Annotated in this window: 26 protein-coding genes; 18 read left to right on the top strand and 8 right to left on the bottom strand. The window is 63.5% G+C overall.

Features of this window, described 5'->3' with window-relative positions:
* The first annotated feature begins 6 nt into the window (after nt 1-6).
* Together C7441_RS11730 and C7441_RS11735 are read left to right on the top strand one after the other, a co-directional pair.
* Nucleotides 7-192, top strand: a complete 186-nt coding sequence (locus C7441_RS11730) for a DUF2065 domain-containing protein (RefSeq protein WP_109613021.1) — start codon at nt 7-9, stop codon at nt 190-192.
* A 192-nt stretch (nt 193-384) separates the two neighbouring features.
* Complete coding sequence (locus C7441_RS11735; RefSeq protein WP_109613022.1) at nt 385-1,929, top strand: DegQ family serine endoprotease; 1,545 nt, start codon at nt 385-387, stop codon at nt 1,927-1,929.
* 45 nt (nt 1,930-1,974) lie between these two features.
* Here C7441_RS11735 and C7441_RS11740 read toward each other — a convergent pair whose 3' ends face one another.
* The gene (locus tag C7441_RS11740; protein ID WP_109613023.1) at nt 1,975-2,547 is read right to left on the bottom strand and encodes a GNAT family N-acetyltransferase; all 573 of its coding nucleotides are present in this window, start codon (nt 2,545-2,547) and stop codon (nt 1,975-1,977) included.
* Complete coding sequence (serB, locus tag C7441_RS11745; RefSeq protein ID WP_109613024.1) at nt 2,544-3,431, bottom strand: phosphoserine phosphatase SerB; 888 nt, start codon at nt 3,429-3,431, stop codon at nt 2,544-2,546. Before serB ends, C7441_RS11740 begins: the two co-directional genes overlap by 4 nt.
* On the opposite strand from serB, the gene miaA reads away from it, so the two are divergent.
* Both miaA and C7441_RS11755 read left to right on the top strand, forming a co-directional pair.
* A complete protein-coding gene (gene miaA / locus C7441_RS11750; protein ID WP_109613025.1) occupies nt 3,430-4,353 on the top strand; it encodes a tRNA (adenosine(37)-N6)-dimethylallyltransferase MiaA in 924 nt (307 codons plus the stop codon). The genes serB and miaA overlap by 2 nt on opposite strands.
* 144 nt (nt 4,354-4,497) lie before the next feature.
* Nucleotides 4,498-5,289: a GGDEF domain-containing protein gene (locus C7441_RS11755; protein ID WP_109613026.1), complete on the top strand. Its 792-nt coding sequence runs from the start codon at nt 4,498-4,500 to the stop codon at nt 5,287-5,289.
* Nucleotides 5,290-5,363: 74 nt separating this feature from the next.
* On the opposite strand, the gene C7441_RS11760 is transcribed toward C7441_RS11755, so the two are convergent.
* Nucleotides 5,364-7,196: an ATP-binding protein gene (locus C7441_RS11760; protein WP_109613027.1), complete on the bottom strand. Its 1,833-nt coding sequence runs from the start codon at nt 7,194-7,196 to the stop codon at nt 5,364-5,366.
* A gap of 361 nt (nt 7,197-7,557) precedes the next feature.
* On the opposite strand from C7441_RS11760, the gene C7441_RS11765 reads away from it, so the two are divergent.
* On the top strand, nt 7,558-9,345 hold the full coding sequence (locus tag C7441_RS11765; protein WP_109613028.1) for an acetolactate synthase 3 large subunit: 1,788 nt from the start codon (nt 7,558-7,560) through the stop codon (nt 9,343-9,345).
* A gap of 81 nt (nt 9,346-9,426) precedes the next feature.
* Complete coding sequence (gene ilvN / locus C7441_RS11770) at nt 9,427-9,999, top strand: acetolactate synthase small subunit (RefSeq protein WP_026060250.1); 573 nt, start codon at nt 9,427-9,429, stop codon at nt 9,997-9,999.
* A 75-nt stretch (nt 10,000-10,074) separates the two neighbouring features.
* Here ilvN and C7441_RS11775 read toward each other — a convergent pair whose 3' ends face one another.
* Nucleotides 10,075-10,830 carry a hypothetical protein gene (locus tag C7441_RS11775; protein ID WP_109613029.1) on the bottom strand — a complete coding sequence of 252 codons (756 nt, stop codon included), beginning with the start codon at nt 10,828-10,830 and terminating at the stop codon, nt 10,075-10,077.
* Nucleotides 10,831-11,018: 188 nt separating this feature from the next.
* On the opposite strand from C7441_RS11775, the gene C7441_RS11780 reads away from it, so the two are divergent.
* The 8 genes from C7441_RS11780 to C7441_RS11815 all read left to right on the top strand — a co-directional run bounded on the left by C7441_RS11780 (nt 11,019) and on the right by C7441_RS11815 (nt 16,351).
* Complete coding sequence (locus C7441_RS11780) at nt 11,019-11,615, top strand: LysE family translocator (RefSeq protein ID WP_019171547.1); 597 nt, start codon at nt 11,019-11,021, stop codon at nt 11,613-11,615.
* A gap of 46 nt (nt 11,616-11,661) precedes the next feature.
* The gene (nthA, locus tag C7441_RS11785) at nt 11,662-12,273 is read left to right on the top strand and encodes a nitrile hydratase subunit alpha (RefSeq protein ID WP_109613030.1); all 612 of its coding nucleotides are present in this window, start codon (nt 11,662-11,664) and stop codon (nt 12,271-12,273) included.
* Complete coding sequence (nthB, locus tag C7441_RS11790; protein ID WP_109613031.1) at nt 12,270-12,929, top strand: nitrile hydratase subunit beta; 660 nt, start codon at nt 12,270-12,272, stop codon at nt 12,927-12,929. The genes nthA and nthB overlap by 4 nt, the downstream gene beginning before the upstream one ends.
* A complete protein-coding gene (locus C7441_RS11795; protein WP_109613092.1) occupies nt 12,898-13,272 on the top strand; it encodes a nitrile hydratase accessory protein in 375 nt (124 codons plus the stop codon). The genes nthB and C7441_RS11795 overlap by 32 nt, the downstream gene beginning before the upstream one ends.
* A 50-nt stretch (nt 13,273-13,322) precedes the next feature.
* Complete coding sequence (locus tag C7441_RS11800) at nt 13,323-14,291, top strand: threo-3-hydroxy-L-aspartate ammonia-lyase (RefSeq protein WP_019171551.1); 969 nt, start codon at nt 13,323-13,325, stop codon at nt 14,289-14,291.
* Between the two features lie 217 nt (nt 14,292-14,508).
* A complete protein-coding gene (locus C7441_RS11805) occupies nt 14,509-14,766 on the top strand; it encodes a type II toxin-antitoxin system VapB family antitoxin (RefSeq protein ID WP_109613032.1) in 258 nt (85 codons plus the stop codon).
* A 27-nt stretch (nt 14,767-14,793) separates the two neighbouring features.
* Nucleotides 14,794-15,177, top strand: coding sequence for a type II toxin-antitoxin system VapC family toxin (locus C7441_RS11810; RefSeq protein ID WP_244916125.1), 384 nt, complete (start codon nt 14,794-14,796; stop codon nt 15,175-15,177).
* 46 nt (nt 15,178-15,223) lie between these two features.
* Nucleotides 15,224-16,351, top strand: a complete 1,128-nt coding sequence (locus tag C7441_RS11815) for an ATP-dependent DNA helicase (RefSeq protein ID WP_109613034.1) — start codon at nt 15,224-15,226, stop codon at nt 16,349-16,351.
* A gap of 6 nt (nt 16,352-16,357) precedes the next feature.
* Here C7441_RS11815 and C7441_RS11820 read toward each other — a convergent pair whose 3' ends face one another.
* Both C7441_RS11820 and C7441_RS11825 read right to left on the bottom strand, forming a co-directional pair.
* Nucleotides 16,358-17,230: a hypothetical protein gene (locus tag C7441_RS11820; RefSeq protein ID WP_109613035.1), complete on the bottom strand. Its 873-nt coding sequence runs from the start codon at nt 17,228-17,230 to the stop codon at nt 16,358-16,360.
* Nucleotides 17,231-17,294: 64 nt separating this feature from the next.
* Complete coding sequence (locus tag C7441_RS11825; RefSeq protein ID WP_019171556.1) at nt 17,295-17,699, bottom strand: SpoIIAA family protein; 405 nt, start codon at nt 17,697-17,699, stop codon at nt 17,295-17,297.
* 111 nt (nt 17,700-17,810) lie between these two features.
* Between C7441_RS11825 and C7441_RS11830 the strand changes: the two genes are divergently transcribed.
* From C7441_RS11830 to ilvC, 4 genes are all read left to right on the top strand, one after another.
* Nucleotides 17,811-18,572, top strand: a complete 762-nt coding sequence (locus C7441_RS11830) for a pyridoxine 5'-phosphate synthase (protein WP_109613036.1) — start codon at nt 17,811-17,813, stop codon at nt 18,570-18,572.
* A gap of 101 nt (nt 18,573-18,673) precedes the next feature.
* Complete coding sequence (locus tag C7441_RS11835; protein ID WP_109613037.1) at nt 18,674-20,596, top strand: potassium transporter Kup; 1,923 nt, start codon at nt 18,674-18,676, stop codon at nt 20,594-20,596.
* A 175-nt stretch (nt 20,597-20,771) separates the two neighbouring features.
* Nucleotides 20,772-21,428 (top strand): TetR/AcrR family transcriptional regulator C-terminal domain-containing protein, encoded by a 657-nt coding sequence (locus C7441_RS11840; protein WP_109613038.1) that lies wholly within the window; start codon nt 20,772-20,774, stop codon nt 21,426-21,428.
* Between the two features lie 25 nt (nt 21,429-21,453).
* Nucleotides 21,454-22,473: a ketol-acid reductoisomerase gene (gene ilvC, locus C7441_RS11845; protein ID WP_019171560.1), complete on the top strand. Its 1,020-nt coding sequence runs from the start codon at nt 21,454-21,456 to the stop codon at nt 22,471-22,473.
* A 288-nt stretch (nt 22,474-22,761) separates the two neighbouring features.
* Here the strand turns inward: ilvC and C7441_RS11850 are convergent, their stop codons facing one another.
* Both C7441_RS11850 and C7441_RS11855 read right to left on the bottom strand, forming a co-directional pair.
* Nucleotides 22,762-23,055, bottom strand: coding sequence for a PilZ domain-containing protein (locus C7441_RS11850; protein WP_109613039.1), 294 nt, complete (start codon nt 23,053-23,055; stop codon nt 22,762-22,764).
* Nucleotides 23,056-23,186: 131 nt separating this feature from the next.
* A complete protein-coding gene (locus C7441_RS11855; protein WP_170125097.1) occupies nt 23,187-23,864 on the bottom strand; it encodes a BA14K family protein in 678 nt (225 codons plus the stop codon).
* Between the last annotated feature and the right edge of the window lie 141 nt (nt 23,865-24,005).

A 24,005-nucleotide genomic window follows, 5' to 3' on the forward strand; every position in this document is an offset into this window, starting at 1 on the left:
GCGCCGGTGTCCGACCTGATCGTCGCCATAGGTCTGGTGCTCGTCATCGAGGGCCTGATCTATGGCGGCTTTCCCGACCTCGCCAAGCGACTGGCGGCCGAGGTTCTCTCCCTTCCTGAAAGTGCCCTGCGCGTGGCGGGACTTGCTTCCATCGCGGTGGGTGTCGGCCTCGTCTGGCTGGCGCGCGGATAGCGTGCCGGCCGGGACGTCCGGGCTTCCGGCCGTGCCCGGCAGCCTCTGCAGGGGGGAATTATTGTCCGGCATTCCCCACAAGCCGGTATGCAAAGCCGCAAACACGCCTTATTTCTTACGATCATGGTGCCGCGCCCGTTCCATCGGGGCGGCCGTGCCTGTTTTCATGTCTGATCTGGAGACATCCTGCCTATGACAGCCAATCTCACCCTGCCGCGACTGCGCAAGAGCCTTGCCGCCACGGGCGCGGCGCTTCTGGCCGGCGCGATCGCCCTGCCGCATGTCGCCACCCCGGCGATGGCCCAGCAGGCGCAGACCAAACCGCTGATCCAGCCGCAAGGGCCGGCTTCGGTCGCGGATCTGGCCGAGGGCCTGCTTGGCGCGGTGGTCAACATCTCGACGTCGCAGACGATCAAGGGAGCCGAGGGGCCGGATGCCGTGCCCATGCCGCAGCTTCCCGAGGGATCACCCTTCCAGGATTTCTTCGATGACTTTTTCAAGAACCGTCGCGGCGACAAGGGCGGTGGCGGCGCGACGCCGCAGAAGGTCCAGTCGCTCGGCTCCGGCTTCGTGGTCGATGCCGAAAAGGGCATCATCGTCACCAACAATCACGTGATTGCCGATGCCGACGAAATCGAGGTCAACTTCTCCGACGGCTCCAAGCTGAAGGCGACGCTGGCCGGCACCGACACCAAGACCGATATTGCCGTGCTGAAGGTCGATCCGACGATCAAGAAGCTGACGGCGGTGAAGTTCGGCGATTCCAACACGCTGCGCATCGGCGACTGGGTGATGGCGGTCGGTAATCCGTTCGGGCTGGGCGGCACGGTGACGCTGGGCATCGTCTCGGCGCGCAACCGCGACATCAATTCCGGCCCCTATGATGACTTCATCCAGACCGACGCGGCCATCAATCGGGGCAATTCCGGCGGCCCGCTGTTCAACATGGACGGCGAGGTCGTGGGCATCAACACCGCGATCATCTCGCCCTCCGGTGGGTCGATCGGCATCGGCTTTTCCATTCCGTCCGAGCTTGCGGCCGGCGTGGTGGAGCAACTGGCCGAATATGGCGAGACGCGGCGCGGCTGGCTTGGCGTGCGCATCCAGCCGGTCACCGACGAGATCGCCGAAAGCCTTGGCATGAAGAGCGCGAAGGGCGCGCTGGTCGCCGGCGTCACCAAGGGCGGGCCGGTCGACAACGGCTCCATCCAGCCCGGCGACGTGATCATCAAGTTCGACGGCAAGGACGTGCACGAAATGCGCGACCTGCCGCGCGTGGTGGCCGAGAGCCCGGTCGGCAAGGATGTCGACGTGGTGCTCGTGCGCAAGGGCGTCGAGCAGACCGTCAAGGTGAAGCTCGGCCGCCTCGAGGACGGCGAGAAGATCGAGAGCGCCAGCGGCGACAAGCAGACCCAGAACGAAGACAAGGCCGTGGAAACGGCATCGGTGCTGGGCATGACCGTCGGCGAACTGGACGAGGCCACGCGTGAAAAATTCGGCATCGGCGCGGAAGTCTCCGGCGTGGTCATCACCGAAGTCGAGCCGAAATCGCCTGCTGCCGAGCGTGGCGTTTCGGCGGGCGATGTCATCACCGAAATCGCCCAGGAATCGGTTTCGACGCCCAAGGACGTGACCGACAAGGTCGCGTCGCTGAAGGAGCAGGGCCGCAAGAACGCGCTTCTGATGCTCGCCTCCAAGGCTGGCGAGCTGCGCTTCGTGACGGTGCGGATAGATTGAGTCCGGAAACGGCCTCAACGCATTGAATGAAAAAGAAAAAGGCGGCTACCGGGCCGCCTTTTTCCTTGCCTGCCAGTCTTCGCGCGTCATGCGGTAGAAGACATGAAACCTGAGCTGTGGGTGCGTATCGGGCACGCTGGGGTGATCGAAATCGCGGGACGGGTCGCGGCGCATGCCGAGCCGTTCCATTACCGCCGTCGAGCGGTTGTTGTTCGCCACCGCAAAGGAGGAAATCTCGTCGATGCCGAGCGTTTCGAAGCCGTAGTCGAACAGAGCGGCCGCGGCCTCGGTGACGTAACCGTGGCCCCAGAATTCCGGCGCCAGCCGCCAGCCGATTTCGATGGAACCGGCCGGGAGGATCGATTCGATCTCGACGTCGTGCAGTCCGACGAAGCCGATGCACTGGCCGGTCGCTGCGATCTCGACCGCCGTCCAGCCATAGCCCTGACGGGCGATTTCGGCGCGCATCTCGTCCATCTTCTCATCCGCCTGCGCGCGGTCGCGGCGGAAGGGAAAGAACTCCATCACGGTTTCATCGGAATTGATGCGGTGGAAGAGGTCGCGGTCGCGCTCTTCCCAGTTGCGCAGGATCAGGCGTTCCGTGCGGATCGGCGTCATGTGGCAAACTCGCTCTGGCTGTAACCTTGCAGATAGAGAAGGGCGGTGAGGTCGGCGTGGTCGATGCGTATGCGCGCTTCGGCCGCCACGCTGGGCTTGGCATGCAGCGCCACGCCGGTGCCGGCCAGCCGGATCATGTCGAGATCGTTGGCGCCGTCGCCCACGGCCATTGCATCGGCAGGCGCAAGCCCGAGCCGGGCCGAAATCTCGGCAAGAGCCTCGGCCTTGGCCGCGCGGCCCAATATCGGCTCGATGACTTCGCCGGTCAGCATCCCGTCGAGCTCGATCAGGCGGTTGGCGCGGTTCTCGTGGAAGCCGAGCATGGCGGCAATGCGCGAGGTGAAGACGTCGAAGCCACCCGACACCAGCGCGGTATAACCGCCATTGGCGCGCATGGTGGCCACCAGCGCCTTGCCGCCGGAGGCGAGTGTGAGGCGGTTGGAGATGATGCGCTCGATGACCGCCGCGTCCAGACCTTTCAGCAGCGCGACGCGTTCGCGCAGCGCCGGCTCGAAGGCGATCTCGCCGTTCATGGACCGCGCGGTGATGGCCGCGACATGCTCCTTGACGCCGATCTCGTCGGCAAGCTCGTCAATGCATTCCTGTTCGATCATGGTCGAATCCATGTCGGCGAGCAGGATTTTCTTTCTGCGGGCGGCAAGCTCCTGGACGGCGATGTCGATTGCCTCGGAGGCAAGTGTATCGCGCAATTTTGCCTCGGCTTCCGGTATGGAAAGCCCGGCCGGCAGGTCGAGATCGGCGGCAATTTCCTGCGCCAGCCAGCGAACGGAGCTTGCGCCCACCGCCTGCGAGGCCATATTCGCGAGCGACTGCGACAGACGGCGCTGGGCCGGATGGGAAATAAGGGTGGCGACAAGGGGCATGGGACGTTCCGGCAGAGATGAAGGCGGCGAGCGCGTGAAGAACGCAATCCTGATAGCCGGGCCGACCGCCAGCGGCAAGTCGGCACTGGCGCTGGAACTGGCGGAAAAGCAGGCAGGCGTCGTCGTCAATGCCGATTCCATGCAGGTCTATGACGTGCTGGAGGTGCTGACCGCGCGCCCCGATGCCGAAGACCGCGCGCGTGCGCCGCATCATCTTTACGGCCATGTTTCGCCGGCTGTCGCCTATTCGACCGGTGCCTGGCTGCGCGACGTGATGGTCCTGTTCGAGAGCGGTGTATTTGCCGACCGCGTGCCGATTTTCGTCGGCGGCACCGGCCTCTATTTCCGGGCGCTGTCGGAAGGCATTTCGCAGATGCCGGACGTTCCGGCCTCCACCCGCGAGCATTGGCGGAGGCGATGGGCTGAAGAGGGATCGGAGGCGCTGCATCGGGTTTTGGCCGAGCGGGACCCGGCAATGGCGCAGCGTCTCAAGCCGGGTGACAGCCAGCGCATCGTGCGGGCGCTGGAGGTGCTGGATGTGTCGGGCCGTTCCATCCTTGCCTGGCAGGGCGAACGCGGTCGGCCGCTGATCGAGCGCGGGAGCGCGCGTTTCCTGGTAATCGAGCCGGATCGTGCCGAACTGGGACGCCGCATCGACCGGCGCTTCGACCATATGCTGGAAACCGGCGCGCTGGACGAGGTGCGCGCGCTTGCAGCCATGAAGCTCGATCCGGCGCTGCCGGCGATGAAGGCCATCGGCGTGCGCGAATTGCAGGCCGCCGATGCGGGCGCATTCGGCTTCGATGAGGCAATCGCCCGCGCCAAGATCGCTACGCGTCAATATGCCAAGCGGCAATCCACATGGTTCCGAAACCAGCTTGGCCCGGAGTGGCGGCGCATTCCGGGGCCAGGCGCGGGGTAACAGCCACACATATCGCGGCGCGGCGCCGCGCCGATACAGGGCTTTTGCCCGGTTGGATTAACCCTCCGTAAGTCCGGCCATGGGATAAAAATGGACGTGCCACGGGCCCGCTGGACGGCTCGGCACTTCGGCAGCGGAAGGTTCATGCGTTTCCATCAGTCGGAATCGGCCTTCTTTGTTCTGATCACCGTGATTCTGCTCGCGGGGATGGTGACGGTGCACGCCTATGGAGTGCTGAGCGGCGCCGGGCCGATGCTCTATGAACCGGGCAGGATAGAGAATGCCGAATATCTTGCCCGGCTGCTGTTCGCCACAGGCGTGCTTCTGGCCACGGCGCTGTTTTTCGGCGTGCTGTTCATCTATCCGCAAATCCGCAGTCAGGTGAAGGAAGAAGGCAAGCTGCGCGCCATGACCGCAAAGCTCAGCGCGCGCTCCGAAACGCTGGAGCAGGCCGCCCTGACCGATGCGTTGACCGGCATGCACAATCGCCGCTATTTCGATGAGGCGCTGAAGGAATATCTCGAGGCTTTCGGGCAGATCGGCAAGCCGGTCGGCCTGATGATCCTCGATCTCGATCATTTCAAGCTGGTCAATGACACGCATGGCCACGACATAGGCGACGAGGCGTTGCGCAGCGTGGCCGGCTGCCTGCGTGGACTGACACGCTATCACGATGTCGTGGCGCGGTTGGGTGGCGAGGAATTCGCCGTGCTGGTGCCGAATATGGAAAGCGAGGGACTGGTGCGCTTTGCCGAGCGCATCCGCAAGGCTATCGCCGCCACGGCAGTGGCTTCCGGCAATATCCGGCTCAAGGTCACGGCCAGCGTCGGGCTTGCCGTCTGGGACGGAAAGGAGAGTGCGGAAGACTTTTTCCGCCGGGCCGACCAGCAGCTCTATCAGGCCAAGAGGCAAGGGCGGAACCGCGTCTGCGCGTAAGAAACTCGACAGCCATGCATCTCCCCTGACCGGCTCTGGAAGCCGATCAAAGGACTTTCACGCGCGCGGACCTTTCAATCCGAGCGCGGCCTGAGGCCGAAGGTCGTGGGCTTGAGGCCGAAGCTGACATCGAGATCGTCGGAGATGGGCGCCGGGGTCGTCTCGGCCGTGCGGCGATAGCCCGGATCGCCCGGCTGCAGCCGCGTGTCCACCGTTTCGGCAAAGGCTACTGCCTGCTGCGAGCGCGGCACGTTGCGCAGCCGCTCGACGATCTCCGCCAGATCGACATCGGCGTCGTCGCCGCTGCCGGCCTCGTGCGTATTGCGCTTATCGGCGCCGGGGATGAGACGCTGCGGCAGCTTCTCGAATTTGAGCCGCATGGTTGTCGCTACGCCCTCGCCGAAGGCAATCGCCTCGCGCTGGCCCATGGAGGACAGGAAGGCGAGCGTGGAGGCCGATGAATCGGCAATCGCCGAGCGGATGATTTTCTGGTCCTGGTCGTTGGCGAGCCTCATGGCAAAGACGGTCGAGCATTGCGACAGGATCGTCGGGTCGAGCTCGCCGGGGCGCTGGGTGACGACGCCCAGATAGCAGCCATATTTGCGGCCTTCCTTGGCGATGCGCGACAGCGCATGGCGGGTGGGCGCGAAACCGAGCCGCGTGTCGGCGGGCATGTAGCGATGCGCCTCCTCGCACAGGAGCAGCAGCCGCAGCTTGCCCTCGCTCCACAAGGCAAGGTCGAAGGCGAGCCGCGCAAGCACCGAACAGACCGAGTTCACAACCTCGGAGGGAAGTCCGGCCATCTCGAAGCAGGTGATGGGCCGCCCGCCATGCGGGATGCGGAAGATATTGCCGATCGTCTGATGGATCGTGTCCTCGATCAGCCGCGAGTTGAACATGAAGCGGTAGCGCGGGTCGGCCACGGCCGCTTCGATGCGGGTCTTGAGCGAGCGGTAGATCGGTCGGTCATTCTTACTTTCCAGCAGCCCCATGCGCTCGTCGAGCTGACGGATGAGATCGGCCATGCGGTAGGGCACGGGGGTATCGGCGGTGAGCGAATCGCTGCCGCGGCGCAGGAAGGCGCCGGCGCCCGGATTGCGATAGAGGTTCTTGGCTGCCGGTATGAGGTCGCGCAGCACGTCGAGCTCTTCCGGCACCACTTCGCGCCCGCGAAACAGCACTTCGGCAAACTCTTCCAGGCGGAACAGCCAGAAGGGCAGGTCGAGCGTGGCGGTGTCCACCTTGACGCTGTGCTCGGGCAGGGCGCTGGCGAATTCATTGTGCGGGTCGAGGATCAGCACGCGCAGGTCCGGCCGTGCCTCGATCGCCTTGCGCAAAAGCAGGGAGACGGCGGTGGACTTGCCGACGCCTGTGGTGCCCACGACCGCGAAATGACGGGCCAGCGTGTCGTCTATGGCGATGCAGGCATTGATCGCCTCGTCCTGCGAGAGCTGGCCGATGGTCACCGACTTGCGGCCGGCGAGATCATAGACCGCCTGCAGGTCGCGGGCGCGAATGCGGTGGGCGATCGCGCCGATATGCGGATAGGTGGTGATGCCGCGGTCGAAGACAGGGGCGGATCCGGCCGGTCCGTCGCGCACCTCACCGATCAGCTCCACGCTGACTTCCACGGGATTGCGGCCCTGATCGTCCCAGACCCGGTCGGGGCGGCCGATGGCATAGACGAGGCCGACGGTGCGCGACACGCCGAGATTGATGGAGATCATCCGGCCCACGGTCCACAAGCCGGTCATCGTGCCTTCGCCGCTGTCGGCAAAGGCCGCGATCGTGGCGCGTGCGCCGTCGCAATGCACGACATGGCCCAGCACCCGCGCGTCGGGTTGCGCCTGGTCTCGGCGCTCCTGCGACGTGGTCTCTCCGTCGAATCTTCCGCGATCGACAAACATGTGCTGGTCCTGCCCCCGCAAATCAATTGCTCCACCTTAGGCAATCCGGGTTAAGCGGCGATGAGACGACATGGTGCAGAAACCGCTAAGAGCCCGATTGCAACTTTAATGAGGGGCGTGCGTGACGGGCCGTGTTTCCGTACCGTAAATTGTGCGTTGACACCAAAGCGGATAGCCCCTTAATGTCCGCCACCATGAAGATGGCACTCATTCTCGTAGGAAGGCGCGTGGGCAAGGCGGTGTAACCGCCGGGCAAGTCCTCCCATGCGCAAACACACAGGCTCCCTCGGGGGCCTTTTTTATTGGCAAAAATATCGTTACGACCACAGAACGCTAAAGCGGAAGAGACGGAACCAGACCGATGAGCAACGGACAGAACGAAACCGGACGGCGCGAAATGACAGGCGCCGAAATGGTGGTGCAGGCGCTGAAGGACAATGGCGTCCAGCATATTTTCGGATATCCGGGTGGCGCGGTCCTTCCGATCTATGACGAAATCTTCCAGCAGGACGATGTCGAGCACATCCTGGTGCGCCACGAGCAGGGTGCGGGTCACGCCGCCGAAGGCTATGCGCGCTCCACCGGCAAGGCCGGCGTCATGCTGGTGACCTCCGGTCCCGGCGCGACCAATGCGGTGACGCCGCTGCAGGACGCGCTGATGGACTCGATCCCGCTGGTCTGCATCACCGGGCAGGTGCCGACGACGCTCATCGGCTCGGACGCCTTCCAGGAGTGCGACACGGTCGGCATCACACGCCCCTGCACCAAGCACAACTGGCTGGTGAAGGACGTCAATGATCTCGCCCGGACGCTGCATGAGGCTTTCCATGTCGCCACGACCGGCCGTCCCGGCCCGGTGGTGGTCGATATCCCGAAGGACGTGCAGTTCGCGCGCGGCATCTATACGCCGCCGCAGACCGCACCGCGCACCAGCTATCACCCGCAGGTTCAGGGCAGTCTGGAAAGCATCAAGGAAGCGGTGGCGCTGCTGGCCGGCGCGAAGCGCCCGATCATCTATTCGGGCGGCGGCGTCATCAATTCGGGCCTGGAAGCCAGCCATCTGCTGCGCGAACTGGTGGAGCTGAGCGGTTTTCCCATCACCTCCACGCTGATGGGGCTGGGCGCCTATCCGGCGTCGGGCAAGAACTGGCTCGGCATGCTGGGCATGCATGGCACCTATGAAGCCAACATGGCGATGCACGATTGCGATGTGATGCTGTGTATCGGCGCGCGCTTCGACGACCGCATCACCGGCCGCCTCGACGCCTTCTCGCCGGGCTCGAAGAAGATCCACATCGACATCGACCCGTCATCGATCAACAAGAATGTCCATGTCGACATTCCGATCATCGGCGATGTCGCGCATGTGCTGGAGGATCTGGTGCGACTGTGGCGCGCGACCGTCAAGGCCGACAAGAAGGCGCTCTATCCGTGGTGGGAGCAGATCGCCAAGTGGCGCGCGCGCGATTCACTGGCTTTCAAGACCAATGACGACGTGATCATGCCGCAATATGCGATCCAACGGCTCTACGAGCTGACGAAGCATCGCGAGACCTTCATCACCACGGAGGTGGGGCAGCACCAGATGTGGGCCGCCCAGCATTTCCACTTCGACAAGCCCAATCACTGGATGACCTCGGGTGGCCTCGGCACGATGGGTTACGGCCTGCCGGCGGCGCTGGGCGTGCAGATCGCGCATCCCGACGCGCTGGTCATCGACATCGCAGGCGACGCATCGATCCAGATGTGCATCCAAGAAATGAGCGCGGCGGTGCAGTATGAGGCGCCGATCAAGATCTTCATCCTGAACAACCAGTATATGGGCATGGTAAGGCAGTGGCAGCAATTGCTGCATGGCAACCGCCTGTCGCACTCCTACACCGAGGCGATGCCGGACTTCGTCAAGCTCGCCGAAGCCTATGGCGGCCACGGCATACGCTGCGACAAGCCGGCCGATCTGGACGATGCGATCAAGGAGATGATCTCGGTGAACAAGCCGGTGATCTTCGATTGCCGCGTGGCCAACCTCGCCAACTGCTTCCCGATGATCCCCTCCGGCAAGGCGCATAACGAGATGCTGCTGCCCGACGAGGCCACCGACGAGGCGGTCGCCAACGCCATCGACGCCAAGGGCCGCGAACTGGTCTGAGGTGTTTCCGGTCACCGCGTGGCCAGTAAAAGGCCACGCGAAAACAACGCATTGAGCGACACGCTTGAGAACGAGATTCACATGAACGCACAGCTACAGGCGACCGGCTCCGCCTACTTCATCTCCAAGGAGACGCAGCGGCCGGAAATCCACACGCTATCGGTTCTGGTCGACAACGAGCCGGGTGTCCTTGCCCGCGTCATCGGCCTGTTTTCCGGGCGCGGCTACAATATCGAGAGCCTCACTGTCTCGGAAACCGAGCATGAAAAGCACCTTTCGCGCATCACCATCGTGACGCGCGGAACGCAGCATGTCCTGGAGCAGATAAAGCACCAGCTCGAGCGCATCGTGCCGGTGCACCGGGTGATCGACCTGACGGTGCGCGCGGCCGAACTCGGGCAGGACCGGCCGCTGGAGCGCGAACTGGCGCTGGTCAAGGTTTCGGGCACCGGCGACGCGCGCGTCGAGGCCCTGCGGCTGGCCGACGCCTTCCGCGCCAGCGTCATCGACGCCAATACCGAGCACTTCATCTTCGAGATCACCGGCAAGGTGTCGAAGATCGAGCAGTTCATCTCCATCATGAAGCCGCTGGGGCTGGTGGAGGTCTGCCGCACCGGCGTGGCGGCCATGAACCGGGGCGCCCAGGGTATGTGACAAGAAAACGCCCGCGCAGCCTGTGGGCGGCGCGGGCGTTGATCTGGGAGGCGTGGCGGGCAGGCCCGCCGCGGCTCAGAAGCCGACGTTTTCGTTGATATAGAAGGTGTTGAGCAGGGTGATGCGCTGCTGTTCGATCGGCGTGTGGATCTTCGGGCGGCCGTGCCAGCTCATCTTCAACAGCGAATGGTAAGCCTTCAGTACCACGAAAGCGTAACCGACATTGGGCAGGAACGGCAGCGTCTTGACCGGCTCCAGCCCGTAGGAACCGACATGGACCAACCCTTTCAGCGAGGCCTGATAAAGCGTCGTGCCAAGATCGTGCTGGCTTTCGTCGGCCGGGCAGTAAAGCTGCATGGTCACGACCTTCTTGCGCGTGTCGGGGTGCGGCTTGATCTGGTAGCCGTCCTTGTCGCGGTAAAGCACCGGCTTGGCCACCAGGCGCAGGGCGTCGGGCCCGGCAACCTTGTCGCCGCGCGCGCGGATTTCCAGCCCCTCGTGAAGCTGGTTGCGGATGGCGTTTTCCACCTCGGACGAGGTCAGCATGGCCGAGACGGCCGCCCACATCTCGCGCACGCTGGCATCGACCTTGTCGACATTGTCGCCGTAGAGGCGCAGCGCCATGCGCGTGCCGTTGTCCTTGATCGGATCATATCCCTCGGTCGGGATCGACTTGATCATGTCGGCGTAAAAATCCTTCGGGAAGAAATTCCGGAAGAAAATGTGCGGAAAAGGTTTGGAAAAGCGGTCAGCCGCCTCAATGCTCGCCACGGCGTGAGCGATGAGTTCCTGGGTAAGGCTGTTGTTTTCAGCTTTGGCGACGGCGGACATTTTTCACCTGAACTTGCTGGGGGTGTCGAGAGCGGCTTCCGGCTTGCCGACTTTGTCGCAACGCGGCGAATACCGACTGGCTTGCGCCGAATATATCGTTTTCCCCGGTCCGTTCAATCCCGCACAGGACTGAACCCAACGCGGCGATGCCCTTCAACGACCGGATCGTTCAATATCGGAACCACACAATGAGCACTGACGCCTTCCTTGCCCTTTTGATCTATGCGCTGGTCACTTCGATCACGCCGGGGCCGAACAATTTCATGCTGCTGGCGTCGGGGGTGAATTTCGGCTTCGTGCGCACCATTCCGCATATGCTGGGCATCGGCATGGGGTTCCTGTCGCTGCTTCTGGGCGTCGGTTTCGGGCTGGGCGCGGTGCTGACGGCCTTTCCGGCGCTGCACACGGGGCTGAAGATCGCGGGTGGCGCCTATCTGGCCTATCTGGCCTGGCGCATCGCCATGTCGCGTTCGATGGGCAAGGACAATGACGCCAAGGCGCGGCCGATGACCTTCTTCGAGGCGGCCGCCTTCCAGTGGGTCAATCCCAAGGCATGGGTGATGGCGCTGACGGCGATGGCCGTCTACACCAATCCGGAATCGCCGTTCCTTTCGGTCGTGCTGATTTCGTTTGCCTTTGCGCTGGTCAATCTGCCGAGCGTTTCGTCGTGGGCTGGCTTCGGCATGGCGCTGCGCGGCTTCCTGTCCGATCCGGTGCGGTTGAAATGGTTCAACATCTGCATGGGGCTGCTTCTGGCGGCGACGCTGTGGCCGATGCTGAGGTGAAGTCTGGCGCTTGCGCGCAGGCCTGGTGCGGCATAGCCTGCCTGGCATGTCGCACGATCATGATCACCATCACGACAACGAGCTTGACCCGATGGCCGCGCGGGTGCGGGCGCTGGAGACGATCCTGACGCAGAAGGGGCTGCTGGACCCGGCCGCCATCGATGTCATCGTCGAAACCTATGAGACCAGGGTCGGTCCGCGCAACGGCGCGCGCGTGGTCGCCAAGGCGTGGAGCGAGCCGGAATTCGCCGACTGGCTGAAGCGCGACGCCACCGCGGCGATCGCCTCTCTTGGCTATACCGGCCGCCAGGGCGAGCACATGCAGGCGGTGTTCAACATGCAGGACCAGCACAACATGGTCGTGTGCACGCTGTGTTCCTGCTACCCATGGTCTGTGCTGGGCCTGCCGCCAGTGTGGTACAAGTCGCCGCCCTACCGGTCGCGCGCGGTGATCGACCCGCGCGGCGTGCTCGCCGAATTCGGCGTGACGCTGCCGGTTGAAACGAAAATCCGCGTCTGGGATTCCACCGCCGAACTGCGCTATCTCGTCGTGCCGTTGCGGCCGGCCGGAACCGAAGGCTGGAGCCAGGAAAAGCTTGCCGATCTGGTCACGCGCGATTCCATGATCGGCACCGGGCTGGCCAAGGAGGCTGCATGAACGGGGCGCAGGATCTCGGCGGCCAGATGGGGTTCGGCCCGGTCGCGCCCGAGAAGGATGAGCCGATATTTCACGCCGAATGGGAAAAGCGGGCGCTGGGCGTAACGCTTGCGGCCGGGGCCATGGGGCACTGGAACATCGACGAAAGCAGGCATACGCGCGAAAGCCTGCACCCGGTCGATTACTATTCCTCCAGCTATTACGAAATCTGGATCAAGGCGCTTGAAACGCTGCTCAAGCGGCATGGTTTCGTCACGCAGGGCGAGCTTCTGGTTGGCGACTCGCTGGGCGGAACCGCCAAGCCGAAGCGCGTGCTGAAGGCCGAGGAGGTACCTGCGATGCTGGCGCGTGGCGGGCCGTGCGACCGTCCGGTCCGCGGTCCTGCGCGTTTCAAGGCTGGCGACCGCATACGCACCATGAATTTTCATCCGACAGGCCATACGCGCCTGCCGCGCTATGCGCGCGACAAGGTCGGCGTGATCGACGCCGTACGGGAAGGGTTCGTGTTCCCCGACACCAATGCTCACGGTCGCGGGGAGAACCCGCAATGGGTCTACACGGTCGTTTTCGGCGGCCGCGAAATCTGGGGCGAGGGGGCCGACCCGACACTGACCATCAGCATCGATGCATGGGAGAGCTATCTTGAGCCGGCATGATGCGGAGCGTCCGCTGCCGTCCGGCATGGACGAACCGGTGTTTGCCGAACCGTGGCAGGCCGAGGCTTTCGCGCTGACGGTGGCCTTGCACGAAAAGGGCCTGTTTTCGTGGAGCGAGTGGGCCGAAATGCTTTCGGCCGAGGTGAAGGTGCCGGGCGCCGCGCAGGACGGCAGCGACTATTACCGGCACTGGTTGCGTGCGCTGGAAAAGCTTCTGGCTGCCAAAGGCCTCGCGCCTGTGCACGATGTCGATGACCTCGCCGCCGCCTGGCAGCGCGCCGCGCATGCGACGCCGCACGGCAAGCCGATCCTGCTGGAGAATGATCCGCTCCACGACCGATAAGATCCGTATTTTCATCCTGCCAAGTGTCGCCAACACGAAAGGCCGCCGCCGTGCAACCTGTTCCGACCTATGACGATGTCGCCGCCGCCGCCCGCCGCATCGAAGGACATGCGCATCGGACGCCCGTGCTCACCTCCGCCACGCTTGACGGGCAACTGGGGGCGAAAGTCTTCCTCAAGGCGGAGAATTTCCAGCGCATGGGGGCGTTCAAGTTCCGGGGCGCCTTCAACGCGCTGTCGCGCTTCACGGATGAGCAGAAGAAGACCGGCGTCCTGACGTTTTCCTCGGGCAACCACGCGCAGGCGATCGCCCTTTCGGCGAAACTGCACGGCATTGCCGCCACCATCATCATGCCTCAGGACGCGCCCGCCGCGAAGCTCGCGGCAACGAAGGGATATGGCGGCAAGGTCGTCACCTACGATCGCTATAGCGAGGACCGGGACGAGATCGGGCGCCGCCTGCGGGATGAGACGGGCGCGACCCTCATTCCACCTTACGATCATCCCGACATCATTGCCGGGCAGGGAACCGCGGCCAAGGAGCTTTTCGACGAGGTCGGGGAACTGGATGCGCTGTTCGTTTGCCTCGGCGGAGGCGGGTTGCTGGCGGGCAGCGCGCTTGCCGCGAAGGCGCTTTCTCCCCAATGCAAGGTCTATGGCGTCGAGCCGGAAGCCGGAGACGACGGGCGGCAGTCTTTCAGGCAAGGCCGCATCGTGCGCATTGCGACGCCCAAAACCATTGCGGACGGCGCCCAGACGCAGGCGCTGGGCGATCTGACGTTCGACATCATCCGGCGCGAGGTCAGCGATATAGTGGCCGTTTCGGATGCCGCACTGGTGGAAACGATGCGGTTCTTCGCGTCGCGCATGAAGATGCTGGTGGAGCCGACCGGATGTCTCGGTCTCGCCGGGGCGCGCCAGTCGGCCGGCAACCTTAACGGGCAGCGCGTGGGCGTCATCATCAGCGGCGGCAATGTCGATCTCGACCGCTTCGCAAAACTGGTTTCCGGGGTGGTATAAGACGGCACGGCCGCCTATCTGGGGAAGTCCCAGATAGGCCAGGCCGCTTTCGCAGTTATCTCGGATTGTCCTGTGTCTCGGATTGTCCTGGAAAGTCGTTGCGCGGAGCCGACGGTGGCTGACCGGGCTTCAACCGACGGAAAAATGTTCTTATTGTGTTCTCTATTTATATACATTAGAATGGTATTTACATAGCTTATTCGCGGTTGTATATAATATGGTGATACACGTTAAAGACGAGAAGGCCGACATGCTCGTTCGACGACTGGCTCGCTCGCGTGGGATTGGTATCACCGAGGCGATCAGGGAGGCCGCCGAGGAAGCCCTTGCCAAGGATGCGATGGAAGAGCGGGAGGAGGGCCTCCCGTTGCACCAGCGCCTGCAGCCGCTATTGAGCAGGCTGGATAGGTTGCCGCGACCGCAAGGCGCAACTGACAAGCGGTTTTTCGATGATTTGTGGGGTGAGGGGGGATGATCCATGGCTGCGGCTGGGAGTTGGTATGTGGAAACCTCCGCGATCGTCGCGGTCTTGAAGAACGAGCCTGAACGCGAGGATTTCATCGACAAGATCGAGCAAAGTTCTTACTGCATCACATCTCCGGTGTCGGCTTTTGAGGCGTCAATCGCGCTCACGGAAATGGTTGGCAGTTGCTCCGCCGCTTTGAGCGAAGTGCTCCGGTTTCTCCAGATTGCCAAGGTCACTATTGGTGAAATCGGCGAGGACCTGCTGCCTGAACTGGCGCTGGCAAGGGATCGCTACGGCAAGGACTCCGGGCATCCCGCGCGTCTGAACCTTGGCGATTGCTTTTCTTATGCCGTGGCTAAACAGCGCGATGTTTCACTGCTCTACAAAGGCGATGATTTTGCCCTGACCGATTTGGGCTGAGCCATCAGGCCTTGCCCTTCGGACACGAATCCTGTCTGTCAAAGCTATGGAATTCTCTCCCCAACAGGATGCCGCGCTGCAGGCGGTGGCTCAGTGGCTGAAAAGCGGCGGGCCGCAGGTGTTTCGCCTGTTCGGCTACGCCGGCACCGGCAAGACGACGCTGGCGCGCTATTTCGCCGAGCATGTCGACGGGCAGGTGCAGTTCGCCGCCTTCACCGGCAAGGCCGCGCAGGTGCTGCGTTCCAAGGGCGCAACCAACGCGCGCACCATCCATTCGCTGATCTACCGGCCGCGCGGGGAGGAAGCGGTTGAGGACGAGACGACCGGCAAGACGTCCATGTCGCCGACCTTCTCGCTCAACCGCCAGAGCCCGATCGCGAAGGCCGCGCTGGTCATCATCGACGAATGCTCGATGGTGGACGAGGAACTGGGCCGCGATCTCCTGTCCTTCGGCACGCCGATCCTCGTTCTGGGTGATCCCGGCCAGTTGCCGCCGATTTCGGGCGGCGGTTTCTTCACCGAGCACGAACCGGATTTCCTGCTGACGGAAATTCACCGGCAGGCACGCGACAACCCGATCATCCGCCTGGCGCTCGACGTGCGCGAAGGGCGCGAATTCATGCGCGGCGATTTCGGCATGGCGCAGGTCATCGGCAAGGAGCAGGTGACGCAGGAACTGGTGCTGTCGGCCGACCAGGTTCTGGTGGGCACGAACCGCACGCGCCGCCGCTACAATGGGCGGCTGCGCGAGCTGAAGGGCTTTACGGCGAGCTATCCGCAGGCCGGCGACAAGCTGGTGTGCCTGCGCAACGATCCCGCCAAGGGACTGCTCAACGGCTCGCTGTGGAAGGTCATGACCTCGTCGCGGGAGACCGTGAAGCCCGGCATCAACCTTCTGGTCTCGCCCGAGGAAGACGATCCGGACCGGGGCGTGGCCAAGATCAAGCTCCTGAAGGCCGCCTTCGAGAACCCGGACGGGGACATTCCCTGGCAGCAGAAGAAGCGTTTCGACGATTTCGACTACGGCTACGCGCTGACGGTGCACAAGGCGCAGGGCTCGCAGTGGAACAATGTCGTGCTGTTCGACGAGAGCTTCGCTTTCAAGGACACGCGCCAGCGCTGGCTCTACACGGCCATCACCCGCGCCGCCGAACGGCTGACCATCGTGCGTTGACGGCCATCACTCCACGATTTCGAACAAAACGGCGGTGGCGTCGTCGCTCATCTTGAAGCGCGGATATTTCATGCCGTCGGGGTCTTCGACGCGCTCGATCCGGCGCAATTCGTCCAGAAGGGTGGAGAGACCTGTCTCGCGCGCGGCAGCGACGAATTCCCCCGCGTTGTAGCGCTGATACTGGTCCACAAGCGCGGCAAAGCCGTCGCTGCAAAGCAGGCCGCAGGCGGGCAGGGCCGGATGCAATGGCTCGCTTGCCAGATGTTTTCCGGCCTCCGGCTCGATGCCCAGGGTCCAGATGCCGGACGACGACGTGTTGTAGGCGGCGCGGCGGCGGCGCAGTTCGTCACGCACCGCCGGCTCCTCGGCCAGCGCCTGATAGGCGGAAAAGCCGCCGGTATGCGCCAGCGCCATCCTGGCGCCCTCGCGCTCCGCCGCAGCGGCCTGCCGCATTGCACTGGTTTCAAAAGCCATGCCATTGTCGTCCAGCAGGAAGAGCCGGCAGTCGCCAAGGCCGTGGGTGACGAGGGCATCGTCTTCGACGCGCACCATCTGGAAGCCGGCGACGGGCAGGTTCCATGGCTCTATCGGCAGCGAATGGGCGGCCTCATGCACCACATTGGCCACGCGGCCATTGAATTCCTGAACGATCTCGGCCATCGGCCGGCCGGGCCTCACCATCTGCTCGAACGCGCTTTGCGCGAACTGCGCCAGCCAGGCGGCGTCGGAGCCGTGCAGGCCGACGATATTCTTGCCGCCGAGGCCGGTCGCCCCGTCGATGACGAAAGCGCAGCTTGCGTTGCCGCCGGCGGCGTCCTCGTTGGGGCGGGACGTCGAGCCGGGATCGGAGATGGAATCAATGATGCGGATATTGGCCATGACACAGCCATGTCGCGTGGGGGCATGTCGGTATTGTGACCGTAGCCCGACGCGCGGCGCGTGGCTATGCGTCATCCACAGGATGCGCATTCAGCCACTTCCACGCCTGCGACTCTTCTCCCGCCGAAAAATGACGGATGTCCACCGTGGCGACGGTCATCAGCCTGGCCTTGGCGTAGAGCGTCCAGTTCGGTTCGCCCACTGCCGCGCACCGGCGTACATGCTCCAGTGCATGCAGCCGTCCGTCGATGCGGGTTTTGCGGGACACGTCGAGCCATTCGGCGTGGTCATAATCGACGATGCGGATGAGCAGGTCGATCTTGTCGTGCAGTTCGTATGCGCCTTCGAGCAGGCCATAGAGGTTTTCGATGTCGGCCGCGGTGATGCGTCCGGTGAGTTCAAAGGCATAGCAGGTCGGCCGGTCCGTCTCGATGCGGCGAACAGCCGGGATGAAGTCCGCCATGCCCATGAAAGGCTCCTTTGCTCCTTCGATTTCGGTTGAATCTGGAACACATAAAGTCGCTGTCTGTTCCCATAGGACACGCTATAGAGGTTGCAGGTGAAAGTACGAGGTGCAGCCATGCCCGCCAAATTGTCCGTGAATCTCAACGCCGTCGCCATGCTGCGCAACCGTCGCGACCTGCCGTGGCCGAGCGTCACCGGGCTGGGGCGCATTGCGCTTGCCGCGGGCGCGCACGGGCTGACGGTGCATCCGCGCCCCGACGAGCGCCACACGCGCTTTTCCGACCTGCCGGAATTGCGGGCGTTGATCGACGACGAGTTTCCGCAGGCCGAATTCAATGTCGAAGGCTATCCCACCGAGGATTTCCTGCAGCTTGTGGAAAAACATCAACCGGATCAGGTGACGCTGGTGCCGGACGATCCGGCACAGGCGACCTCCGACCACGGCTGGAACTTCGTCGAGCATCACGCGTTCCTGACTTCGATTGTCAAACGATTGAAGCAAGGGGGATTTCGCGTGTCGCTGTTTGCAGATCCCGACCCTGCGCAGGTGTCGGCCGCGCGCGATACCGGCACCGATCGGATCGAGCTTTACACGGGGCCTTACGGCGCTTGCCATGCCGATTCCGAAAAAGCCGGGAAGGAATTGGAAAAGCTCGGAAAAACCGCCGATGCCGCTTTCGCGGCGGGGCTTGCGGTCAATGCCGGGCATGATCTGGTCGTCGCCAATCTGCCGGCGCTGGCCAGACAGATTCCGACGCTGGCCGAAGTGTCGATCGGACACGGTTTGACGGCCGATGCGCTTCAATACGGGATGGCGGAAACGACCCGTCGTTTCCTGAGGGCGTGCGGCTGGCAGGTCCAGGATCCTGGGGCCTGACGCCGAGATCGAGGGGGAGGTTCCACGAAGAGCGCACCAACATGACTGTTGATCTTGCGGCCCGACAGGAGTAGAGCCCGCCGCCTCACGGAGTGTCACGTATGGCCCAGACCAATTTGGGTGCAGATGCGGAACCGATACAACAGGCAGTCCCCACCAGTCTGGAAGCGCAGAATACGAAACTGCTTATGCTGGGCGCGCTCGGCGTCGTCTATGGCGACATAGGCACCAGCCCGATATACGCCTTTCGCGAGGCGCTTGCCGCTTCTTCCGGCGGCGGCGCGGTGGCTTCGGAGGAAGCCGTGTTTGGCGTGCTGTCGCTGATCGTGTGGGCGCTGACAATCATCGTCACCGTGAAATATGTGACTTTCGTGCTGCGGGCGGGAAACCGCGGCGAAGGCGGCACGCTGTCGCTGATGGCGCTTGCGCAGACCAGCTTCCGCGGACGGACGCCGCTTATCCTGGCGGCCGGCATTTGCGGAACGGCGCTGTTCTTCGGCGATTCCATCATCACGCCGGCAATCTCGGTGCTTTCTGCGGTGGAGGGCGTGGGCGTGATAACGCCATCCTTCGAGCCCTATGTGGTGCCGATGACGCTGGTCATTCTGGCGGTGCTGTTTTCGGTGCAGCGCTTCGGCACGGGCCGCGTCGCATCCGTGTTCGGTCCGATCACGCTGGTCTGGTTCCTCAGCATCGGCTATTCGGGGGCGCGGCACATCGCCGACGCGCCGTCGATACTGGCCGCGCTCAATCCGATCTACATCGTCGATCTGCTTTCCGACTCGCCGAGCGTCGCTTTCGTGACGATCGGCGCGATTTTCCTGGCCGTCACCGGCGCGGAGGCGCTTTATGCGGATCTCGGCCATTTCGGACGCCGGCCCATCGTACTGGCCTGGCTGGCCATCGTCTTTCCGTGCCTGCTGCTCAATTATTTCGGGCAGGGGGCCTATGTGCTGGCAAATACGGGACGCATCGGCCAGCCTTTCTTCGAAATGAATGAAGGCTGGATGCTGGTTCCGATGGTCGGCCTGGCGACGGCCGCGACGGTCATTGCCAGCCAGGCAGTGATTTCGGGCGCCTATTCGCTGGCGCGGCAGGCCGTGCAGCTCAATCTTTTGCCCCGGCTGGAGATCCAGCACACCTCCGAAACGCAACTCGGCCAGATCTACATGCCGCGGATCAACCTGCTTCTGGCGATCGGGGTCATGCTGCTGGTCGTCGGTTTCCAGGCCTCCAGCAACCTGGCTTCCGCCTACGGCATTTCGGTGACCGGCAACATGCTGGTGACGACGGTCCTGCTGTTCGTGGTCATGCGGCGCATCTGGAAATGGCCGCTCGGCATGGTGGCCGGGCTCATCGCCATATTCGCTTTTATCGATGTCGGCTTCTTCGCCTCCAACATCGTGAAGGTCTTCGACGGTGGCTGGGCGTCGCTGCTGGTGGCGGCATTCGTCATCACCGTTATGGGCACATGGGTGCGCGGCAGCCGCCTGCTGTTTGAAAAGACCCGCAAGAACGAGGTGCCGCTCGACTTCCTGGCCGAGAACCTCGACAAGAAGCCGCCGCAGATCGTACCCGGAACCGCCGTGTTCCTGACCAGCGATCCGCAAAGCGCCCCCACGGCGCTGATGCACTCCCTCAAGCACTACAAGGTGCTGCACGACAACAATGTCATCCTCACCGTCGTCACCGCGCCGCAGCCCTATGTGCCGCCGAGCGAGCGGGTGAGCATGGAGAGGATCAACAAGCTTTTCATGCGCGTGTCGCTGACCTTCGGCTATATGGAGCACCCCAATATCCCCAAGGCGCTGGTGATCTGCCGCAAGCAGGGCTGGAAGTTCGACATCATGGAAACGTCGTTCTTCCTGTCGCGGCGCTCGCTGAAGGCCTCGCCCAATTCCGGCATGCCGGTGTGGCAGGACCGGCTGTTCATAGGGCTGGCACGCACCGCCTCCGACGCGACGGAATATTTCCAGATCCCGACCGGGCGCGTGGTGGAGATCGGGACACAAGTCGCCATCTGAGGGCGTGGCCGGCCCTTCGCGCGCCGACCGTTCCGTCACCACGATCTGTTTGACCGCGACAGCGCAGAAATACGCTTGCCAATGCCCCGGCGTTTCGGCATAAGTTCAAGAACCGTAACGTACGGTACGGTTGCAGGCGAACGCATTCACGAGCGGAAACAGGACGACCAGGGCGGTGCAGACCAGCTTCGAGATCAACAGCGGCGAAGAGCTGACGGAGCGTCAGAAGGACGTTCTGAATGCTGTTCTTCTGCTCCTGGTGGAAGAGGGCGACCGGCTGACCATGACCGCCGTGGCGCGCCGGGCGAGCTGCTCGAAGGAAACGCTCTACAAATGGTTCGGCGACCGCGACGGCCTGCTGACCGCCACCGTGCAGTGGCAGGCTTCCAAGGTGCGCGTGGCATCGGTGGATCGCTCCCGCCTCGATATGCCGTCGCTGACGGAAAACCTTGAGCGCTATGCATCGGACTGGCTGCACGTCATTTCCAGCGACACCTCCATCGCGCTGAACCGGGTGGCCGTTGCCCATGCCGGCTCCGACAAGCGTGACCTTGGGGCGATTGTGCTGGAGAATGGACGCCTCGCCATGGGGCGGCGGCTGAAACCCGTTCTTCTTGCCGGCCGCGAGGCGGGCCTGCTTGCCTTCGATGACGCCGAGGAGGCGTTCAGGACCTTTTTCGGGCTGGTTGCCCGGGATGTACAGATCCGGTTGCTGCTGGGCGACCGGTTGAAACCGACTGACGCGGAGATCGACCGGGATGCGGCCGAAGCGACGCGCCAGTTCCTCGCTCTTTATGGAGCACAAACCGGGGCGGCGAGCGCCGACCTCTGAAACACCGCAAGGGAAGGAAGACGAAATGCGCGTTTATTACGATCGCGACGCCGATCTCAATCTGATCAAGGGCAAGAAGGTCGCCATCATCGGCTATGGCAGCCAGGGCCGTGCCCATGCGCTGAACCTCAAGGATTCGGGCGCCAAGGAAATCGTGATCGGCCTCAAGGCCGGTTCGCAGACCGCCAAGAAGGTCGAGGCCGACGGCCTCAAGGTGATGAGCGTGGCCGACGCCGCCAAGTGGGCCGACCTGATGATGATGGCGACGCCCGACGAACTGCAGGCCGACATCTACAAGAACGAAATCGCCCCGAACATCCGTGACGGCGCTGCAATCGCCTTCGCCCACGGTCTCAACGTGCACTTCGGCCTGATCGAGCCGAAGTCGACGGTCGACGTCGTCATGATCGCGCCGAAGGGCCCCGGCCACACCGTGCGCGGCGAGTATCAGAAGGGCGGCGGCGTGCCGTGCCTGGTCGCCGTTCATCAGGACGCTTCCGGCAACGCGCTCGACCTCGCGCTTTCCTATGCATGCGGCGTCGGCGGCGGCCGTTCGGGCATCATCGAGACCAACTTCCGCGAAGAGTGCGAAACCGACCTGTTCGGCGAGCAGGTGGTGCTCTGCGGCGGTCTGGTCGAGCTGATCCGCGCCGGCTTCGAGACGCTGGTGGAAGCCGGCTACGCGCCGGAAATGGCCTATTTCGAGTGCCTGCACGAAGTGAAGCTGATCGTCGACCTGATCTACGAAGGCGGCATCGCCAACATGAACTACTCGATCTCCAACACCGCCGAGTGGGGTGAGTATGTGTCGGGTCCGCGCATCATCACCGCCGAGACCAAGGCCGAGATGAAGCGCGTGCTCAAGGACATCCAGACCGGCAGGTTCACGTCCGAATGGATGCAGGAATACCGCTCGGGCGCCGCCCGCTTCAAGGCGACCCGCCGCCTCAATGACGAGCATCCGATCGAGCAGGTCGGCGAGAAGCTGCGCGGCATGATGCCGTGGATCTCGACGAACAAGCTTGTCGACAAGGCCAAGAACTAAAGCACGATCCCGGACCGAAGGCCCGCGCAAGTGAAACGCTGCGGACTTTTCGGATAGGGTCATGTTTCCAACGCAACGCTTTGGAGCGAGATCGATCTGGCTCCAAGGTGGACCGGGATCAAGCCGCCTCCCAGGGCTTCCTCCCCGCGCGTTCCGGCTCCGCCGGGATGCGTGGGGGCGATGGTGGAGGCTTCGTCTGGATCGAACGGGAGCGTTGCAGGTCTTCGGACAGAAAAAGCCGGCGTCATGCGCCGGCTTTCCTCGTTTCAGGTGATTTTGCTCCTGATCCTAACCATAGTGCCAGCCCGGCTTGGGCCGGGTGCCGGTGAACTGCACGCCGACACGATCTTCCTTGCGCCAGCGCACGACCGTTTCATAGGCGATGCCATCGACCGGCACGTAGAGCAGGAATTCCTGCGGCACACGCGAATCGATCGAAATCTTCAGCTCCGCGCCATCCTTGTGCATGTTGCGGATCACGCATTTGATCTCGGAATTGGCAACGCCGGTGAGGATCGAGGCGCCTTTGAACACCCGCTGGCGGTGCAGACGGCGGTTTTCCGCCCCTTCCGGTTCCGTCATGTGCGTCTCCCGTCGATTGAATCCGATTGGGAGGCCTTCTTACGACAGGCGGTTCAAAAAAGGTTTAAGGAGCGCGTCAGCGGCGGCGCCGAAGCGACGCCGCTTTCCGTCATATATCTTGCGGGCCGTGCTCAATCGTAGGGTGACACGCACTGGCGGCGCGGCCCGTAATTGGGCTGGAACGTGTTGTCATAGGGCCTGTAGGACCGGTAGCGGCTTTCGCACCACCTGACATGTGCGCTGGACATGCTCACGCGATAGCGAGGCGCATAATAGTACGGGGCATAGTAGTCGGGGCCGTAGTCATAATAGTCGTCATACAGGCCGCCATAGACCGGCAGCCCCAGTCCGAAGCCCAGTAAGCCGCCATCGAAGAAGAAGTCATCGCGGTCGCGGAAGTGGCGATGGTGATGGCCACGCCAGTCGCCGTTCCATCTCATGGCGTGTCGGCCACCGAAGCTCATGCCTCCGCCACTGGGGCGCACCATCATCATGCCGCCATGGCCGCTCCAGCCACCGCCATGCCAAGCGCCACCGCCGCCGCCATGCCAGCCACCACCGCCGTGCCAGCCACCGCCGCCGCCATGCGGTATCCAGGCGGCGTTCTGGAGCGAGGCCCCGGATTGTCCGGCCCGGCTCATCAGAACGGAGCTCTGCAGACCGCTCTGGTTGGCATTCATGTTGACCGCCGGGGGAAAGATGAGGGAAGGCTGGTCGATCGGGCCAGCGGCCACCGGCATGCACATGCCGGCAAGCGCGCCAAAGGCGATGACGCCGGAGCGCGCCAGGTAAGAGAGATGCCGTTTCATCGTTATCTCCGTGGAAAATCGCTCGAATGAGCCTTCCCGGCGGGTATTCAATGACCGGAGGGATCCGGCTGTTTCGAACCAACGGAAGTAACGGATGGCCACATGCCGGGGTTCCGCCGCACACGATTAAGTGACGCGGGG

This window comes from Pseudaminobacter salicylatoxidans, from assembly GCF_003148475.1.
Lineage (GTDB): Bacteria > Pseudomonadota > Alphaproteobacteria > Rhizobiales > Rhizobiaceae > Pseudaminobacter > Pseudaminobacter salicylatoxidans.

What these genes read in the sequence shown, in the direction of transcription:
- C7441_RS11735 (WP_109613022.1), top strand. Translation starts at nt 385, where the DNA reads ATGACAGCCAATCTCACCCTGCCGCGACTGCGCAAGAGCCTTGCCGCC.
- C7441_RS11740 (WP_109613023.1), bottom strand. Translation starts at nt 2,547, where the DNA reads ATGACGCCGATCCGCACGGAACGCCTGATCCTGCGCAACTGGGAAGAG.
- miaA (WP_109613025.1), top strand. Translation starts at nt 3,430, where the DNA reads ATGGGACGTTCCGGCAGAGATGAAGGCGGCGAGCGCGTGAAGAACGCA.
- serB (WP_109613024.1), bottom strand. Translation starts at nt 3,431, where the DNA reads ATGCCCCTTGTCGCCACCCTTATTTCCCATCCGGCCCAGCGCCGTCTG.
- C7441_RS11755 (WP_109613026.1), top strand. Translation starts at nt 4,498, where the DNA reads ATGCGTTTCCATCAGTCGGAATCGGCCTTCTTTGTTCTGATCACCGTG.
- C7441_RS11760 (WP_109613027.1), bottom strand. Translation starts at nt 7,196, where the DNA reads ATGTTTGTCGATCGCGGAAGATTCGACGGAGAGACCACGTCGCAGGAG.
- C7441_RS11765 (WP_109613028.1), top strand. Translation starts at nt 7,558, where the DNA reads ATGAGCAACGGACAGAACGAAACCGGACGGCGCGAAATGACAGGCGCC.
- ilvN (WP_026060250.1), top strand. Translation starts at nt 9,427, where the DNA reads ATGAACGCACAGCTACAGGCGACCGGCTCCGCCTACTTCATCTCCAAG.
- C7441_RS11775 (WP_109613029.1), bottom strand. Translation starts at nt 10,830, where the DNA reads ATGTCCGCCGTCGCCAAAGCTGAAAACAACAGCCTTACCCAGGAACTC.
- C7441_RS11780 (WP_019171547.1), top strand. Translation starts at nt 11,019, where the DNA reads ATGAGCACTGACGCCTTCCTTGCCCTTTTGATCTATGCGCTGGTCACT.
- nthA (WP_109613030.1), top strand. Translation starts at nt 11,662, where the DNA reads ATGTCGCACGATCATGATCACCATCACGACAACGAGCTTGACCCGATG.
- nthB (WP_109613031.1), top strand. Translation starts at nt 12,270, where the DNA reads ATGAACGGGGCGCAGGATCTCGGCGGCCAGATGGGGTTCGGCCCGGTC.
- C7441_RS11795 (WP_109613092.1), top strand. Translation starts at nt 12,898, where the DNA reads ATGCATGGGAGAGCTATCTTGAGCCGGCATGATGCGGAGCGTCCGCTG.
- C7441_RS11805 (WP_109613032.1), top strand. Translation starts at nt 14,509, where the DNA reads ATGGTGATACACGTTAAAGACGAGAAGGCCGACATGCTCGTTCGACGA.
- C7441_RS11815 (WP_109613034.1), top strand. Translation starts at nt 15,224, where the DNA reads ATGGAATTCTCTCCCCAACAGGATGCCGCGCTGCAGGCGGTGGCTCAG.
- C7441_RS11820 (WP_109613035.1), bottom strand. Translation starts at nt 17,230, where the DNA reads ATGGCCAATATCCGCATCATTGATTCCATCTCCGATCCCGGCTCGACG.
- C7441_RS11825 (WP_019171556.1), bottom strand. Translation starts at nt 17,699, where the DNA reads ATGGGCATGGCGGACTTCATCCCGGCTGTTCGCCGCATCGAGACGGAC.
- C7441_RS11830 (WP_109613036.1), top strand. Translation starts at nt 17,811, where the DNA reads ATGCCCGCCAAATTGTCCGTGAATCTCAACGCCGTCGCCATGCTGCGC.
- C7441_RS11835 (WP_109613037.1), top strand. Translation starts at nt 18,674, where the DNA reads ATGGCCCAGACCAATTTGGGTGCAGATGCGGAACCGATACAACAGGCA.
- ilvC (WP_019171560.1), top strand. Translation starts at nt 21,454, where the DNA reads ATGCGCGTTTATTACGATCGCGACGCCGATCTCAATCTGATCAAGGGC.
- C7441_RS11850 (WP_109613039.1), bottom strand. Translation starts at nt 23,055, where the DNA reads ATGACGGAACCGGAAGGGGCGGAAAACCGCCGTCTGCACCGCCAGCGG.
- C7441_RS11855 (WP_170125097.1), bottom strand. Translation starts at nt 23,864, where the DNA reads ATGAAACGGCATCTCTCTTACCTGGCGCGCTCCGGCGTCATCGCCTTT.